Raw genomic sequence first — 17,363 nt, 5'->3', positions numbered from 1 at the left:
TTGTACCTCCTGATTTTGAATACTCAGAGACCCTGCTTATCAAATTGACGGATACCCTACCCAGGTAGGGCGTTAAGTAAAAAAATCCAATTCAGGCACCCGAATCACGTTATTTAACGCCACAGCATTTATCATAGGTTGCGTAACACGTTCTGAGCTGTAAGAAATAGTGTAAATAGTTGACCAGCCCGAGCTACTCACCTCTTCCACTTTTGTTAAATTTCCTTCAACATAGGTCAGCTTAGAATAGGAGCCTGCTTTATTGCCTGTTGCTCCATTTATTTCAACCAGATGATCATCTGCATCGTACTTAAATGTAGCTGAGACACCATAGTACGTTTCTGCAAACCCTGATATCCGCCCCTTGTTATCCAAGTCAAAGATCTGGACATAGGTATCCTTCTCGCCTCTATAAACATACTCACCGTAGTAGGTCAGCTTATTGCCGCTGACCGTGAAGGTCTCGAAGTCCGAGGATTTTTCAGCATCATAGTCTATCCTGGTTAGCCCCCCTTTTCATTATATGTATAGTAAGCTCTATCCCCATCATTTTCCATTGAGGAAATTCTACATGAACTATCCTGTCTGGAATCGTCGTCCGACTTTTTACAGGCAGTTAAGATTAAAGCAATCAGTGTTAATGATAGTACTCGTTTCACTTAAAAATCATTTAAACAGATCTATAAGGTCCCGTGATAGACTGTTCCTATCACATTGGTAGCAAGGGACCAAAGGTTAATGCCACCACCGATCGCAGCTCTATTTGCAACACATTCCGTTTTAGCAACGAAAGAGTCCGTGTTAATTTTTACTGATACTATCCTCTGCAGCACGCAGCACCAGTGCATGACCAGGGCCCTACGGACACCGCAGATCTGCAATCAGCAGAGTCGAAGGCCTGTCTACTCACTTTGATAATCTGCGTTAACAGATATGATCAAAATAGTAAACATAGTGACTGTTCCAGTACCAATCCTTAAGTATTTTCTGCACAGAAACATCTGTAAACTCATGGTCCTCGGCTATTCATACGTTTCTGAGCATCTCCGGTAATTTACGTCGTTGAGAAAACAACAAATAATCTGAGCCCTTTCCTTGGGAGGTGTCAAAACTAACCGGTCTGTTTAATTGATTTATACGGCTTCCCGTATTTAAAAGCCCTTTCCCATTACGAAGTCTTCAGGCATGTCTATCCAGTCATCCCTGGAATGAAAACCGATCGTATTGCGCGCATCTCGAACGGCACCCCCACCATTGCCGCGTTACTGTGCTTTGTTTTGTTCCCAGTAGCTCGTGAACGATGTATTCAAAGGCATCGAGCGGAATAAGCTCAGGGGAATGAGATTAAAAAGAAAAAGGGGCAAACGTGTTGGAGGGCACTGAAAAAGTTCTAAGGGACAAAAGGAGTAGAAGACGAGGGTTTTCTGCTCCTTTTTTGTATCTTAAAGTGTCGAAAGAAAGACACTAAGATGCTTGCCCAACAACAACAGATACAGTTCAGCGCGTTTTCAGGGCTATATGACCTGATCGTTCCCAAAGACAATCTTCTGCGTAAGATCAACGACCTGATAGATTTTACATTTATCTATGAAGAACTGGTCAGCAAATATTGCATGACCAACGGCAGGAAGGCTGAAAGCCCTGTGCGAATGTTCAAATACCTGTTGTTGAAAACGATCTATACGGTTTCGGATGTGGATGTTGTTGAGCGTTCGCAGTATGATATGTCCTTCAAATATTTCCTTGATATGTCGCCTGAGGAAGGAGTTATCGACCCCAGTTCATTAACAAAGTTCAGGAAGCTGCGGTTAAAGGATAATGATCTGTTAAACCTGCTCATTAATAAAACAGTAACAATAGCTATTGAAAAAGGGATCATCCGGTCAAAGTCTATCATTGTTGATGCTACCCATTCCCTGTCGAGGTCAAACCCTTATTCAGCCTTGGAAGTACTACGGGAGCGTTCAAAGCTACTGCGCAAAGCGGTATACGCGATAGATGAAGACATGAAAGCAATAATGCCTGAAAAGAACAGCACAGAGGAATTGGATAAAGAACTGGCCTATTGCAGTGCATTGGAAAAGTGTATCGAAGCTGACAAGACGCTAAGCCAGATACCGTCGGTAAAAGAGAAGTTGAATCTGTTGAAAGAGACGGTGGCAGATACGCAGGAACACTATACATTATCCAAAGACAGGGATGCCAAAACAGGCCATAAATCAGCTGATAGTTCATTCTTTGGTTACAAGACCCATTTGGCGATGACAGAGGAGCGCATCATCACTGCTGCTGTAGTTACTTCAGGGGAAAAGGGCGATGGCCCCCAACTCCCCAAACTGTTGGAGATCAGTCAGCAAAATGGCATTAAAGTAGAAACGGTCATCGGCGATTCAGCTTATTCAGGGAAAGATAACCTTGCCTTAATGAATGGACAAGGCATCAAAACGGTGGCCAAACTGAACCCTGCCATCACCCAGGGGGTCAGAAAAGAAGAAGATAAGTTCGATTACAATAAGGACGCTGATATGTTCGTCTGCCCGGCGGGACATCTGGCCTTCCGAAAGGCACGTTGCGGGAAAAAAATATTGGAGAAAACCAGGTGGACACCTATTACTTTGATGTTGAAAAGTGTAAGGTTTGCCCATTGAGAGAGAATTGCTATAGGCCCGGAGCAAAGTTCAAAACCTACTCGGTTAGTATAAAATCAGACACGCACCTGCAGCAGATGGCATTTCAGGAAACAGACGAGTATAAGCAGAAGATCAAACACCGGTATAAGGTCGAAGCCAAGAACAGTGAACTAAAAAACGTTCATGGCTATGGCCGGGCGATAGCCTATGGCATCGAAAATATGCAGATGCAGGGCGCACTGGCCATCTTTACTGTAAATCTGAAAAGGATCATCAAACTGATCAACTAAGTTCCCGGAAAAATCACGCCCGATTGCCCAATCTGTTCTGTATACGCCTGTATCGGCTATAAAAAACCACCCAACCAAATAGTGGACAAAAAGAAAAGCGACCAAGTAAAAGTTGCCTTTCTCTTGATCGCTTTTTTAATACAGCATTATTGAGCTGCTTTTTCAGTGCCCTCACGTGTTGCCCCTCTTCTTTTTAATACTGGTTGCTTCTCATAAGTAATGCCAGGCATTTCAGCCGAGATTCTTACGGAACCGTACGCGATGTCCTCTACTCTTCCCCGTCAGTTCATTTTGATTCATCGTCTATAGATACCTGACACCTGTCCGATGCTTTCACCTCGGATGCTCACAATTACCGCAGTTAAACCAAGCCACCTGGAGGTGATTTAATACCTGCTCCTGTAAGTTGATACCAAGGGGCCTCCCCTCTCACCGCTACATGAATGATTTGCTTACGCAAATCATTCATGTAGCTCAATATCCCGCATTCTGACTTAGCTCAGGATTCCGCTGCAACTCATCCTGAGAGATCGGCCACAGAAGGTCGGTTTCCTTGATAACCGTTCCCGCCCCATTGGTGGCGCCAACCAGGTTTTGATAAGTAACAGCACCTTTAGTTGTAGTTGAGATGACTGGAAACTTGCCAGTGCGCAGACAGTCGTCCCACATCTTAAATTCCAGTGGAAGCTCGCGAAGACGCTCTGTCCATACTTCTTCAACAAAAGCATTTAATGACAAAGCCTGCAGCTCGGTCGTAAACTCGGCTGCAGTTTTTCCGGTTGTGCTGGCACGAGCCTTAATCCGGGCCAGATAGCCGGCAGCTTCTGCAGTAACGGCATTTGCCGTCCTCGCAGTGGCCTCAGCTGCTATCAACAATGCTTCTGCATAGCGGTAAAAGTTCCAGTCCTTAGTACCTCTCCCGGTGTTGAGAACTGCTTCCTCGTCGTAATAATACCAAATGCCGGCAACATCTGAGCTCCACTTTTTATCAGGTTCACGAGGATTGGTGTACTCCCAGTGGTAGAACTGATTTGGCTTAATGCGCAAATCGTCTTCTTTATATACGTTCAGGAAACGGTTGGTCGGCCCGTAAACTCTTTCGAAGATCGAATACTTCGAAAACACCGCAGTGGCGGAAGAGCTGAATGCGTAGGTAGGCCACCATTCACTGGTGTTGGTGGTGGCGTCAAACTCGAACGCATAAATTGACTCAGGGAGATCATCCGTTTTGCGTAGTTTGTTATAGGCACTATTCATCCCGAGATCGCTGTTTTCCGTGAGGCTATGCGGCGACTCAACTACCATTTTGGCGTAAGTAGCCGCCTCTGCGAACTTGTTTTGCTGAAGATAGACGTTCGCGAGAGCCATTGCCGCCGCGAACTTCGTAATGCGGTGTCCGTTAGCCGCAAATGTGGTAGCAGGCAGAAGGTCAACCGCCTCCTTCAGGTCAGTTTCCATCAGGACATATACCTCTGCTGGCGCGGTGCGAGGTAAGTACAGATTTTCCAACTTTTCATAGGGCTCAGTAGGGAGCGGGACTGCGCCGAAGGTTTTGACCAGATAGAAGTAATTGAAAGCTCTGAAAAACCTGGCTTCTGCCACCAGACGCTTCTGCTCATTCGGATCGGTGAATGTTATAGCCGGAATATGTTTAATAGCGCCGTTGGCAGTATTGATGGCCCTGTAGGACTCGTTCCAGATGGTGTTCATGGTATTCGATACCGTACGCGTATTCTGCTGGCGCGTAAGCTGGCGCGCATATTGAGTAACGAGTTCCTGCCCCTCATACGAGTTGCTGAAATATCCGGTTAGCATGTTATTGATGGATGCAGTAGGCCCAATATAAGCGCTTCCTGCGGCCGCATATCTCAGTGGTGCGCCCATCCTGTAAAGAGCATTGACGTTCTCCAGCGCCTGTGCCTGGTCCTTGTAATATTGTCCCAAGGTCACTCCTGATCTCGGATCTTCCTCCAAAAAGTCCTTACACGAATTCAGTCCGATAAGAACCGCGAGAAGTAAAACAGTAGCAATATTTTTAGTTTTCATAATAACGTCCCTCATAATTATAGTGTTAAGTTTACTCCCAGCGTGAAGGTCTTTGCCCTTGGATAGGAGAAGAATGTCACGTTCTGGCCAAACCTATAGCCCTCCCCTGATTCGATTTGAGAGGTACTTTCCGGGTCGTACCCCTTAAAATCCTTCGATGTGAACAACCAGGGATTGTTAGCACTTAAATAGACACGAAGCGCGGAAAGCCCCATTCGTTTCGTAAGGTTGGGGGTAAAGGTGTACCCCAGCTGCAGCACGTTAACGCGGAGGTATGAACCGTCAGCCACCCATTTAGAATCGACATTGGTATCCTGTCCGGCGTGGCCTCCGTTGCTCAGGTAAATAGCTTGCTGCATGGTATTGGGGTTAGTCCCATTATACGCATCGGTCAGGATCTCCTTTAAACCGTTCGTGATCCCAAAGCGATCGTAGGTTGAGTGGAAAAACTGTTGCAGGGCTTCAACACCATATACAAACTGCAAATCGAGTGTCAGGTCGAAATTTTTGTAATTCAGGGTATTGATAAAGCTTCCTGTCCAGTCGGGCACCCCTTTTCCTAAAACTTCCTGTTTTGCAGAACGCTTGGGCCGGCCAATCTTCTCTATTGTAATTTCACCTCGTTCATAGTCTTCAACCGTATAAACTCCATAGCGTTTGTACCCATAAAAACTGTTCAAATTCTCTCCTACCCGGATGATGCCGTTCGGACCGCCAACCCAGTTAAGTACCGTGATATCCTCATTATTCTCGCCCAGTTTCAGCACTTCATTTTTATTGAAATTGGCATTCAAAGTTGAATTCCAGGTAAAGTTGCTCGTCTTTACAGGTGTCGCGTTAACCATGAGGTCAAGCCCCCTGTTACGAACAGAGCCGATATTCATGATCACGGAACTAAAACCTGTTGAGTTGGGTAATGGTCGCTCGAGCAACAAGTCGGTAGTCTTGCGGGAATAATAGGAAACATCAAAATTCAAGCGCCCGTTGAACAAGCCCAGCTCAACACCCAGGTCGTAGGTCTTTGTTTTCTCCCACTGCAGATTCTCGTTTCCAATACTGCTCTGGTACGAATAGGCGGAGCGTCTCCCCAGCAGATAGGTCCCCGAAGTTACGTTAGCCAAAGAGATGTAGGGGTCTATTTCGGAGTTCCCGGTGATTCCATAGCTCGTGTGCAGCTTCATATTGCTGATGAGCTTGTTGTTCTTCAGAAAGTCCTCGTTTGAGACATTCCATGCTAATCCGACAGAAGGAAAGAATGCGTATTTATTGTTGGCGCCGAACCTTGAAGACCCGTCGTACCGGCCGGTCACCGTCGCGGAATAACGGTCATTGTAACTATAGGCTGCGCGAAGAAAGTAGGAATTCATAGCCCACCTGCTATAATCAGAATAGGGCGGAGCAGGAGTGCTTCCGGCTCCCAGATTATACCACTGGAAGAAATCGCTGGAGAAACCTTCGGTGCGACTGCCATCATAGTTGTAGGTACGCTCCTGCCAGGACAAGCCTGCCATGGTATTGACCCTGTGTTTCCCAAATGACCGGTTAAAGGTAAGGTACGTCTCCTCCTGCCAGTACAGCACATCCTGATGATTAATTTCGGCCCACCCGTTCGGCATCGAAATGTTGTTCAACGTGATAGAAGAATAGCCTTTATAGTCCTTGTTATGGTTATCGATACCGAATTGTGTTTTCAGGTCGAGGCCCTCAGCGAGGTGGAAAGTCAGAGCCGCATTTCCAAATATCTGGGTATTGTAACGCATACGTCTCTGCAGGTCTAAAATAGAAACCGGGTTTGCCATCCCTTCGAAGCCCAAAACCCTGGAAACGGTGGACGAAGAGGATGACGTATATTTTCCGTCAGGCTGATATACCGGTAGCCACGGAAGCATCTCGATCATGGTGCGTCGGGCGTCCTGTCCTCCGCCCTCTTCTGGTGTATAACGTCCCCAGGTATGATTGGCAGTAAGATTAATACTAGTGGAAAGCCAGTCTTTCACCTTCGTGTCGTAAGCCAGCTTCCCGTTGATTCGCCTGTTATTGGTGTTCAGTACCACTCCCTGCTGATCTGAATAATTTAAAAAGGCACCCATAGAGGAATTCTCGTCGCCTTGCTGAATGTTAAGCTGGTGATTCTGCGATAAGCTCGTCCTGGTTGCTTCTTTCTGCCAATCGGTGTTGTATAACGGATTACCATTGGCATCAAAGTAGTTCGGGTCATTAAACCAGGTTTTCTTGTCCAGCGACCAGTTCTTGCCCTGCCATTTATTTTCGTTTTCCAGACCGATCATAAAGGCATCGACCCACTCCTGCCCGTTCAGTACGTCCATGTATCGCTGGGGCGAACTGGCTCCCAAAGAGCCCTGATAGCTGATGGTCTTGCGACCATCCTTATTGCCCCGTTTAGTGGTAACCAGGATCACCCCGTTGGCGCCCCTCGCTCCGTATATTGCAGCAGAAGAGGCATCCTTCAGCACTTCAATCCGTTCAATGTCATTTGGATTCAGCAAATGAAAATCTTCCATTACAACTCCGTCCACTACGTAGAGCGGATTAGACGATGAGTTGATAGTGGCCGTACCACGGATGATCACGCGGTTTGCATAAGCTCCCGGCTGGCTGGAGTTCGAGAAGATGTTGACCCCCGCAGCCTTGCCTCTGAGGTTGTCGAGCGGACTGAAACTCTGAGCCTTGATCATATCTGCGCCCTTCGCGATAGAAATAGAGCCCGTCACGTCCGATTTCCGCATCGTGCCATAGCCTACCACTACCACTTCTTCCAGCTTCGTATCTGCCTTGGCCAGACGAATGTCAACGGTAGTTCTGCCATTCAGCGGCACACGTTGAGTCTCGTATCCTATATAAGACACAACAAGGATGGCATTCAAATTAGGGACACTGATTTCAAATGCTCCTCTTACATCGGTACTGGTCCCCCGCGGTGCACCTTCCACTTTCACCGTCACGCCCGGCAGCGTTTCTCCGGTTGAACCGTCTTTTACAGTTCCGGTTACCTTATTTTGCTGGGCACTTGCACCTCCCGATTTGACTGCGGCAGGCGCGTTTTTCTTCGTGATGAAAATAACATTGTTCTGAATTTTGTACTCGAGAGGCTGCCCCTCGAAGCACAGATCGAGGACCTTCATCAGGTCGAGATCCTTTGCTTTAACCGTGATTGGTTTTGCGTCTCTCAGCGTATTGTTGTTGTACAAGAAATCGAAGTTCGTTTGCTTTTTTATCTGTGCGATCACCTCCGACATAGGGGCATTCGTCACTACCAACGACACTTTTTGAGCAAAACTCTCTGCCCTTATTTGAGAGAGTACGGAAATAAGCAAAATAAGGGTCAGCTTCATTTTTAAAAAAAGGTTTGAACGCGCACAGGAGCCGCTCCTGAATAGGAGTTCTGTAAATTGTTTATTCATTGGATGTTGGGTTAATTTAGATTTATTGTTAGCTTCAGTCCCTTTATAAATTGCCCGGTTCAGCCTTGCTGACGGTGCTCAGTTTACCTGGTGTTTTTTTCAGAATGCCTCCTTTCTTTTAAAAAATTCATCGATTTAACCGGTTAATTGATTCGTATTTTTCAACTCTCTATTTCATCTCTGCCCGAGCGCCGCTCGTCAATGTTTTTTTGAAAGTGTATCTGTTTGATTGAGATCATTAATTGTTTCTCAGAGGGTCTCAATGAGATCGCTTCGCTAAGTTTGAATGACAACCAAGAACATTCAAGCACCTGTCCTCTCTCGTTTGTGAGCGCAGCTGGTGAATATTTTCATCAAGGTCAGTTCGAAACGATGATTGTTTTCCCCTCGACCTTAAAATCCACCTTTCCCAGTATTTTAAGAACTTTCAAAATATCAGCGAGATTAGAAGCGCGTGAAAAAGTACCGCCAAACTTTTCATCCCTGCTGACTCCTTTATACTCCACATCTACATCGTACCAACGGCTTATCACCTTCATAATACTGGTGATATCCTGATTGTCGAAGATGAAATACCCGTCTTTCCAGGAGATAACATTGTCGGTATCGACCTTGTCAACGGCAATCTGCCCCTGCCTCTTGTAGACAGTTGATCGCTGCCCGGGCAACAGCACACGGGACTCACCGGAAGAAAGATCGGAGGTCCTAACCCTGCCTTCAACCAGCGTAGTACTGATTACCGGCTCATCTTTATAGCCGTTGATATTAAACTGTGTACCCAGGACGGCCACCTCCTGCTTGTCTGTTTTTACGACGAAGGGATGCGCTCTGTCTTTTGCAACATCAAAGTAGGCTTCGCCGTGCAATTCTACTCTACGTTCGCGGCTCCCTTTAAAGTTTATGGGATAAATCAAGGAGGAAGCGGCATTCAGCCAAACAGAAGTGCCATCAGGCAAGCGTACCTGATACTGCCCGCCCCTCGGTGTTTCGATCGTATTAAACTGCTTTCCTCCGGTCACAGAAGCGTTCCCTTCATCGATATAGATCACTTGCCCCGCTGCTGTTTTTGCGATTTTTATCCCGGCCTGAGTAGCGATATTTCCGTTTGCTGCATCTGTAAGAGAGATCCTCTTCCCGTTACTCAGCGTCAGAAAGGCTTTGTTACCGCCCGGCCTTACTTCCTCTACCTTTGCATAGACAGATGGCGGAATATCGTTTCGTTTCCAAAAAAAGTAGGCACCGCCTACAAGCAGGAAAGTGGCGGCTGCGCCTGAAATAAGAGGCCAAAACTTAAACCGTCCCTTGGCTGAATTGATGGGCTCGCGCCGATGGCCGGAAAACAGCCCCTGTTCTATTCTCTTGTATATATGCTCTGCTTCAGACGCCTGCAGACTGGGTTCATTGTCGCTCAAATGAATCGAGTTTTCGTCCTCTTGAAGTGCAGCGTCCCATTCCGCCTCATGAGAACCGCTTTTTATCAGCATGAACACCTCATCCAGCTCCTCAGAGTTACATGCCCCGTCCATGTACTTTAGAAACAGATCCTTGATTCTAGCATCCACTTTTACTCCTTTTTCTACCTATACAAATGGCCGGCGCTATCCATATACGCAGAAATAAAAAAAATCGAATGATGCTGCAGAATGCCCCTCCCTTATTTCATAAGGGAGATGAGCAATAAAATGGTCGCTTTAAGGCCGATGTACTGTCGGATAGAGCGTAGTGCTTTGACCATCTGGCTGTTAACTGTCCCTTCAGTGATATTCAGTTCTGAGGCTACCTGCCTATACGACAGTCCCTGCATCTTACAGCGGACAAAGATCTCCTTGCATTGTTGTGGCAGCCTTGAGATGGCCTCGATGAGCAGAACGTTACTTTCAGAGTAGTCGACCTGCAGCTCGGTCGTATTCTCGCTCGCTGAGGCATGCCTTCTGATCTCGTCCAGAATGCCCGACTCGTGTTGCAGGCGCTTTAACAAATTAAGCAAGTGATTCCTGGCAACCGTGTAGAGGAAGGATCTAAAGGATTGATCGGGATCAAGTTGCGAACGATTCTCCCAAATCTTGACGAATACATCCTGCACAACATCCTCAGCCAGCTCGCGCACTTTAGCCGTACGAAGAACGAAATAATGCAGCTTTTTTATATGCATGTCGTATAAAACCCGTAAAGACCCTTCATGCCCCTGTTGCAAAAGGCCAACGAGTTCTTTCTCAGAAAGCGTGTTATAGGTATTCGTAGCTGTATCCATACTAAATGGAATGATTAGTTAGCGTTCCAACGGACTTCCATAAGACGACTGAAAAAGCCTAAGCGAAAACGATTTCTCCCGCTAAAACGATGATCAGCGCAGGACTGATTCTTTAATCAGACCGGCAGAACGTTTAGTTCAAAAATAAGGATTAGATATTGAAATAAAAACACAAGGGCATCACAATAACTGCGATCTAACTACTGCTAAAGTATTTTAGCAATAAAATCGAAAACGAAATAGCAGAGGTATGATTGCAGGGTTGGGGAACTGCTTTTACGTTAAACGGCGGAAAAGAAAAGCTAGCAAGGTGAGACGTACTGGCTGCCCAGAAAGCCCGCCCCCATACTACTTATTAGACATCACTTAAAGAGGTAATCCCTGGCAGGACGGGCCAAACAACTCTAAAGGCACGTCCGTTCTTAAACCAGACTGGTGATCCACCATGTGTTGCCGGCAGGGTCTTTCACCCCGCAGCTAAGGCCGTAACTCTGCTGCGCAGGCTCAAGGATTGATGCAGCGCCATTTTGGAGGGCGCGCTGGTAGGTTTCATGAGCATCTTCCACGTACACGAATAAACCGGCAGTCTGCACCTCCCACTGCTCAGAGGCTTCTGCAAGCATAATGGTGCTTTCGCCGATCTTAATTTCAGCATGCATAATTTCCGTCTCACTACGCATGTGTTTCATTTTCTCAGTTGCGTCAAACACCTCTTGCGCGAAAGAAAGGAAGCCCGCTGCATCTTTCAGAATGAGATAAGGCATTACTTGCTGATATCCTTCAGGAATGTTCTGCTGTTTCATATTGCTTCTATTTTCGTTATGTAAGACCGGGAACCATATCCCAATGCAGCGATACCATTAATCTATTCGTTCAGAATGCCTCCCGGCGCTTTAGAAACGTGTAGATAGGCAGGTGCACCGCGTTCGGGTCTGAAAACCACTCCCGCTTCATGGATAAACCCGCCAGAGGTGCGAATGTTTAAGTAGCTGTTGTTGTCTGTGTATAAATTCAGCGGCTGTTCTTTAAACCGATAGTTGAATGAGAGCGTGTTTCCCCCGCACCCGTTATAGAAGCCATTCTGATGGCGCTCTGCCAAATTTCTTCTTAAAGGAATGCGAGAAATGAGAGAGGCTTTCGAAGCCAAGATCGAGGTAAATGGAAGAGGGCTTCCTGTTCTTCTTCTCAATCAGGCGCCGCGCCTCGCTTAGTCTTCTTTCCTGCAGCCATTGTCGCGGAGGTATTCCAAACAATCTCTGGAAATCCCGTTTGAAACCAGCCAGGCTTCGTCCTGTAAGCCTTGCAAACTTTTCTACCGGAACATTGAAATGAAAATTACTGTTCATGAACTTTTCCAGGTCGATCTTATGAGGTTCTGAAAAATCAAAGAGGTGATCTTTAAGCTCCGGCATACAATGCAGCAGCAATAATACGGCCTCCTTGATTTTTAGCTTGCCCATCGTTGCAGCTATCTTTTCATCAGAACGATCAATATATGGAATTATAGAGTGAAAAAAGGTACGAAGGAACTCGTTCGGAGGAATGAGTACATTGGGGGGACCGGTATACTTCCCCCTGTCTCTATTTGTTCCTCCAAGGCAATCTGCCTTAGCAAATCTTCCTTCAGACAGATCACTACGGTTTGATACGGCTTTCCGTTCAGAGGCATCTTGGTCAGCTCGCCTAGCTGATTCTTCCTGATCAGCAGCATCTCTCCTTCATTCGTCGACATCCTTTCTGAAGCGGTTTCTATGGTGAAACGGCCCGATACCTGAAAAAAAGGACGCTCTGTTCGAGAAACGCGATCTTCTCCTTTCTCATCGCCGACAGATAAGAGAAAAAGATGAGATCCGGAAGTATTACAGCTGGATTTGTCATTACGTAAAGATATAAAACAAGAGCCGTTTCTTTGCCGGGATTATCGCTGCAGATAGGTACTGCCCCAAACCGCTCCCGGCGCGAACTCTCTGTTTAGCGTATCGTTCTCCCCGGGGGAAAAGGTAATCTCCATCGCTTCCATATTTTCGGGTAAACGAGACCTCCTGCTCATGCTCACCAAAGGCATGATATGGCCTCCCTGTGCGTTTACCCAGGCGATAGCAAGCTGCGTCGGACTGCATCCTTTATCTTTTGCCATTGCCCTGAGCACCTCAACTTTCTCCAGGTTTCTCGTCAGATTATCTCCCTGGAAGCGTGAAAAGTGATTTCGATAGTCACCTTCCGCAAGAGGCGTTTTCATCTCTCCTGACAGCAGGCCTTCTGCTGTATTTGCAAAGGCTACGACCCCTATTCCTAATTCTTTAGCAGTGGGAAGCAGCTCGCTTTCTATTTGCCGGTCGGCCAGGGAATACCCTATCTCAAGGGCGGTTACAGGATAAACACCATTAGCCTTGCGAAGCTGATCGGCAGTTACTTCAGATACACCGAGGTAACGCACCTTCCCTTCTTTGATCAGATCGGCCACCGTACCAATCACGTCCTCAACGGGAACGCTGTCATCCAGCCTGCAGGGCTGATAAAGATCGATGGTATCAACGCCCAGACGTACCAGCGAATAGTTAATAAAGTTTCTGATCGCAATCGGCCGAAGATCAAGGCCGAGCCACTGATCACCATTGAAGATGGCTCCAAACTTTACGCTGATGAAAGCATCATCACGCCTCCCTTTAATCGCTTTGCCTATAAGGAGCTCATTATGCCCGCTGCCGTAGAAGTCGCCGGTATTCAGAAAATTTATGCCGCTGTCCAGTGCCGCCTGAATAGTAGCAATACTTTCGCTTTCGTCGATTGCTGCCCTTCCCCATACAGGAGACATACGCATGCAGCCCAGTCCGAGTTTAGAAACAAGAGGGCCGTCCTGGCCGAGCTCTATCTTTGTCATTGTTGTCATTGCTTTTATTTTTTGGTTGACAACTCAAAGATGAACGTTTAAACAAGTGTTTGCTTTCCTTTACAGCTCAATTTACTTGTCTGCACAGCTCAGGCTTTGGCCGTTACCAGCAGGGTCATCGATTCCCGAAAGCGCTCTGTTTAGAGTCAGGCCGGCCAGCACTACAACGAACGCAGCAGCAGCATACAGTATCGCCGGACTGTAAAAATAGACTGCGGCCCCCAGCAGAGGCACCAGCATGTTATTGGCGGACTGCAGACTTTGATTCACCCCCTGAAGTTGACCCAGCTTGCTTTCTTCAACCGACCGGGATAACCAGCCATTGAAGATCGGATCAAAAAGCCCTTCGCCGGTTAATATCAGCACGACCGCGAGGGAAAGAATTATGGCAGAGGAGATAAAAATACTGAGCAGGATAAGGATTAATCCACTCGTCAGGCTAGCGAGTCCGGCTATACCAATTTGTTTTTCTTTAAAGATCTTCAGTAGCCGCGGCAATAACACAGCGCGAGACAGAATTTCGAATACGCCGGCCAGTGTTAGTATGCTGCCAATAAAGGCGGGGCCCCACCTGTAGACATCTTTCAGGAAAACGGTGAAATTAAATTGAAAAGTACCGAGCCCGGCAAAGAAAAGGATACCGGGAATAAGCAGCAGCTTAGCCTGCCTGTACCCGAATATCTCCCGATAATGCGAAAATGTATTGAGGCTTTGCAGTGTAAGGTGCTTAGCACGCTTCGACGGCGGCAAAGACTCTGGTAAGAGGAAGAGTACAGCTAATGCCGAAAGGAGTATTAAGGCTGCAGTAAAAAAGAAAGGCAGACCAGGAGCTCTGCTGCCAAGCAGTCCTCCAAGAGCCGGTCCTCCAAGTTTTCCGATCCCCATTGCAGAACCGACGTACCCATACCATTTAATGCGTTCTTCAGGCTCCGTGCTGTCTGATATGTAGGCGAAGAGCGCTGTGATGACACCAGCCGTGAGCCCGTCTATAATCCGCCCGAGGAACAAAACCCACAACGCTCCTCCCAGCCCAAACAGAACATAGCCAATGACCGAACCAAGAAGACTGATAATCAACACATTTTTGCGTCCATACCGGTCACTCAAAGCTCCAAAAACCGGGGCCGCCAGAAATGTACAGGCAGCAAATACAGAAATGAGAGCACTCATTCCCACCACAACGTGCTCTCTCGCCATATACCTGCCCAGCACGAACGGGAAGAGTGGCAGAACTATCGACATCCCGATCGAATTAAGCAATACGATACCTACTATGATCCACAATTTCTTTTTCGACCTCATTTGCCTCATCTTAATTAAACCTTCTTTTTGCTTTTGCTGAATAAGTAAAACAACCCTTAAGAAGGCATCTCTCGTTCTGAATTTGAAAATCTCATTTGAGATGCCCCAGGACAAAAGTCAGGATCAAAGAAGTATCAGGCTTGTATAAATGCGACAAAATCGTTGTCAGATAAAAATTGGCGGTCTTTTGCTTTACGTGCAAATGCTGCAGGGGTAGAGCCGCTGTAGCGCTTAAATTCTTTGCTTAAATGCGACTGATCTGTATATCCCAGCTCATGGGCAAGGGCCGCAAGGTTGGATTTGGGGTAAAACCATAACCGGTTTCTGACCTGCTCGAAGCGCATCAATGCCGTGACGTCTTTGACAGTATGGCCAGACGACTGTTTGAATTTGCGCTGAAGTGTACGCACAGTAGCGTGTGCCTGGCCCGCAATGTCGCTAACCGGCAAAGTACCCCCGGCATTCCTCATCGCTCGCCCTGCCTTAAGCAGGATATTGTCAGTGGCAATGGATGAGCGACCATGCAGAAAGTACTCTTTCAGCAGTGCCAGTGCATCATTTACCCTCGCTACGCGAACAAACTCGCTAAGAGCCTGCTGAAGCTGAGCGATAGGATGTTGAAAGACACGGGGCCCGTTTAATACCGCCGGCAGACCAAGGACATTTGAAAGTGTCCAGGGAAAACACCGAATTCCAACCACTTCTATTCTACTGTCTGCGTGGAGGATGACCGGCTGATTTAACAGTCCCATGATAAAAGGAGAAGGCAGGAGCTGCAGCTGTCCCTCGCGCTTTATACTACATGCGCTCCCAAAATAAAAAATAATCTCTGCGTAGCCGTCGGGCATTACTTCGAAGCATGACTGGTCTTTGCTGAAGTCGATACTCGTATACCAAAAACACTTAATGAGGCTCTGCAGCTCCGCAGGAGATTCTATCTCGCGATGCTTTATCCTGTAAGCAGGTACCTGGTTCGCAGCCCCTCTCATTATCATAGCTTTTTTAACTAGAGACTCTGCACGACAGGCGTATAAGTAGTCTCATTCATTTTCTGTGATCTTGCCCCGTCAAGCAAATTTACTCTTTTCTGAGAACTAGGGACAAGCGCACATGCCTGTTCAAATAGTTAAAGAGTCGCCCCGCAGCGCAAAACTATGATCAGAAACGGCGGGAAGCCTGACTTGCACCGCTCTCCTATTTCTTTTATCTTAGTAATTTCCAAGCCAATTCAACCAAACAACAAAAAAGACAACCATGAACTACCGCGCCTTAAGTCTTATCCTTTTTGTCGGCATGATATCCTGCTCGAAAGACAAATCAGCTGATGCACCACAAGCCGGGATTAAAGTAACAGGAACGTTTAAAGACGTTAACACACTCCGCGTAGTACCAGCGGAACTCTATAGCAGCAGGGGAAAAATTAACGATGTGGTGAAAACGATGGAGTTTGTATACTCAAGAGGAATAATCACCAGCTTTCGGGTGGACGGCACCACCCAGATCTTGCAGGACATGGAGCAGTCCCTTCAGATAAACGAAGACAACACCATAAAAATGAGCTATCTGTACCAAACGGTCTCTTTTAGCGGCACGATCAGCGACTACAGGGATGGAAAGTTCAGCGTCAACGGGACGGACTCCCTTACATCACTGGCGGGGTCGGTAAACGGACCTCTCGGCTATGCCTTTGATCAGCCAGGCACGTCCCTATGCGCGCCAGGCACCTCAGTTTTCAGCTATAACCCACCTAAAAAGTGCAGCCAGATTCCCTATCGTAGCGGATATGCCGAAAGCTGCAGGGACCTGCCCAGCTTTGCCGTTGAGGTGGAGGATGAGAACGGTCCTTATTCCGCTTCTATCTTACTACTATCAGCGCGGCACAGGGAATCAAAAGTGTGTATCTCGTATAGACAACGCATGGAACCTTCTTAAGCCTGAGTTTTGGAAGAATATGCCGGAAGGAGATACAGTACTGGTCCAGAAAAAACAGATCATCTTGAAAAAGACGACCTAAACGCTTCCTGAGCCATACTGCGAGGTCCGGCTCACTTATACCCTTGAATTGCCTAAAAGTCCCTTCCGTGCCCTTATAGTAAGTCGTCCAGGAGATAAGGACCGCGCCAGCTCGACATGCATCCAGGCATCGCCGTTTCCCTTCTTTGTCCTTTGGAGCCCGACCTGCACAAGTTGTTAAAACGGCTAAAGGCTTAAGACGCCAGTAGTCTCAATTCCGTACGTCCGATGCGTACTACCCTCTGAATATTTTTCTGTTCGTTATGTCCGGATAAGAGGACAAAGCGCTCTTTACTGCTTTCGAGTTCCGTGCTTAGGGCACGAACCCCCTCCTTTAGTGAAGAAACGCTGTTCCTATACGCATCAAGGTTCTTTTTATGCTCAGCAGAGGCTTTCTTTACCGCAGAAAGGATCTGATTAATGTGTTCGACTGTCATGTACTTGGTTACTCTTCCTTCATATTTCAAAGGCCAGGCCAAAGCAGCCGAAAACTGCCTTTTAGTGCGGTGTCGCGTTATA

General features: G+C 47.1%; 14 protein-coding genes and 1 pseudogene. 2 read left to right on the top strand and 13 right to left on the bottom strand.

Annotated elements, in window-relative coordinates:
• Nucleotides 1–72: 72 nt before the first annotated feature.
• Entirely contained in the window at nt 73–375 is a 303-nt protein-coding gene (locus tag ACES2C_RS15605; RefSeq protein WP_374164007.1) for a hypothetical protein, read from the bottom strand.
• 1,094 nt (nt 376–1,469) lie between these two features.
• Here ACES2C_RS15605 and ACES2C_RS15600 point away from each other — a divergent pair.
• Nucleotides 1,470–2,920: pseudogene (locus ACES2C_RS15600) on the top strand (IS1182 family transposase).
• Nucleotides 2,921–3,394: 474 nt separating this feature from the next.
• On the opposite strand, the gene ACES2C_RS15595 reads toward ACES2C_RS15600, so the two are convergent.
• The 11 genes from ACES2C_RS15595 to ACES2C_RS15545 all read right to left on the bottom strand — a co-directional run bounded on the left by ACES2C_RS15595 (nt 3,395) and on the right by ACES2C_RS15545 (nt 15,820).
• Entirely contained in the window at nt 3,395–4,966 is a 1,572-nt protein-coding gene (locus ACES2C_RS15595) for a RagB/SusD family nutrient uptake outer membrane protein (protein WP_374164006.1), read from the bottom strand.
• 17 nt (nt 4,967–4,983) lie between these two features.
• Nucleotides 4,984–8,388 carry a TonB-dependent receptor gene (locus ACES2C_RS15590; protein ID WP_374164005.1) on the bottom strand — a complete coding sequence of 1,135 codons (3,405 nt, stop codon included), beginning with the start codon at nt 8,386–8,388 and terminating at the stop codon, nt 4,984–4,986.
• Nucleotides 8,389–8,747: 359 nt separating this feature from the next.
• On the bottom strand, nt 8,748–9,950 hold the full coding sequence (locus ACES2C_RS15585) for a FecR family protein (RefSeq protein WP_374164004.1): 1,203 nt from the start codon (nt 9,948–9,950) through the stop codon (nt 8,748–8,750).
• A gap of 92 nt (nt 9,951–10,042) precedes the next feature.
• On the bottom strand, nt 10,043–10,639 hold the full coding sequence (locus tag ACES2C_RS15580; RefSeq protein ID WP_374164003.1) for an RNA polymerase sigma factor: 597 nt from the start codon (nt 10,637–10,639) through the stop codon (nt 10,043–10,045).
• A gap of 422 nt (nt 10,640–11,061) precedes the next feature.
• Nucleotides 11,062–11,442 carry a VOC family protein gene (locus tag ACES2C_RS15575; protein WP_374164002.1) on the bottom strand — a complete coding sequence of 127 codons (381 nt, stop codon included), beginning with the start codon at nt 11,440–11,442 and terminating at the stop codon, nt 11,062–11,064.
• Between the two features lie 62 nt (nt 11,443–11,504).
• The gene (locus ACES2C_RS15570) at nt 11,505–11,738 is read right to left on the bottom strand and encodes a hypothetical protein (protein ID WP_374164001.1); all 234 of its coding nucleotides are present in this window, start codon (nt 11,736–11,738) and stop codon (nt 11,505–11,507) included.
• Nucleotides 11,707–12,099 (bottom strand): helix-turn-helix domain-containing protein, encoded by a 393-nt coding sequence (locus ACES2C_RS15565; protein ID WP_374164000.1) that lies wholly within the window; start codon nt 12,097–12,099, stop codon nt 11,707–11,709. The genes ACES2C_RS15570 and ACES2C_RS15565 overlap by 32 nt, the downstream gene beginning before the upstream one ends.
• Nucleotides 12,100–12,140: 41 nt before the next feature.
• On the bottom strand, nt 12,141–12,371 hold the full coding sequence (locus ACES2C_RS15560) for a hypothetical protein (RefSeq protein WP_374163999.1): 231 nt from the start codon (nt 12,369–12,371) through the stop codon (nt 12,141–12,143).
• Between the two features lie 186 nt (nt 12,372–12,557).
• Nucleotides 12,558–13,520, bottom strand: coding sequence for an aldo/keto reductase (locus ACES2C_RS15555; RefSeq protein WP_374163998.1), 963 nt, complete (start codon nt 13,518–13,520; stop codon nt 12,558–12,560).
• Nucleotides 13,521–13,601: 81 nt separating this feature from the next.
• On the bottom strand, nt 13,602–14,945 hold the full coding sequence (locus tag ACES2C_RS15550; protein WP_374163997.1) for an MFS transporter: 1,344 nt from the start codon (nt 14,943–14,945) through the stop codon (nt 13,602–13,604).
• A 20-nt stretch (nt 14,946–14,965) separates the two neighbouring features.
• Nucleotides 14,966–15,820, bottom strand: coding sequence for a helix-turn-helix domain-containing protein (locus tag ACES2C_RS15545; protein WP_374163996.1), 855 nt, complete (start codon nt 15,818–15,820; stop codon nt 14,966–14,968).
• A 265-nt stretch (nt 15,821–16,085) separates the two neighbouring features.
• Here ACES2C_RS15545 and ACES2C_RS15540 point away from each other — a divergent pair, with 265 nt between their 5' ends.
• Nucleotides 16,086–16,763, top strand: a complete 678-nt coding sequence (locus ACES2C_RS15540; protein ID WP_374163995.1) for a hypothetical protein — start codon at nt 16,086–16,088, stop codon at nt 16,761–16,763.
• A gap of 275 nt (nt 16,764–17,038) precedes the next feature.
• Here the strand turns inward: ACES2C_RS15540 and ACES2C_RS15535 are convergent, their stop codons facing one another.
• Nucleotides 17,039–17,281, bottom strand: coding sequence for a hypothetical protein (locus ACES2C_RS15535; protein WP_374163994.1), 243 nt, complete (start codon nt 17,279–17,281; stop codon nt 17,039–17,041).
• Between the last annotated feature and the right edge of the window lie 82 nt (nt 17,282–17,363).

Origin of the sequence: Arcticibacter sp. MXS-1 (genome assembly GCF_041902385.1) — a bacterium.
Lineage (GTDB): Bacteria > Bacteroidota > Bacteroidia > Sphingobacteriales > Sphingobacteriaceae > Arcticibacter.
Note: the sequence above shows the minus strand (reverse complement) of the source record. Positions and strands in the feature narration are given on the sequence as shown.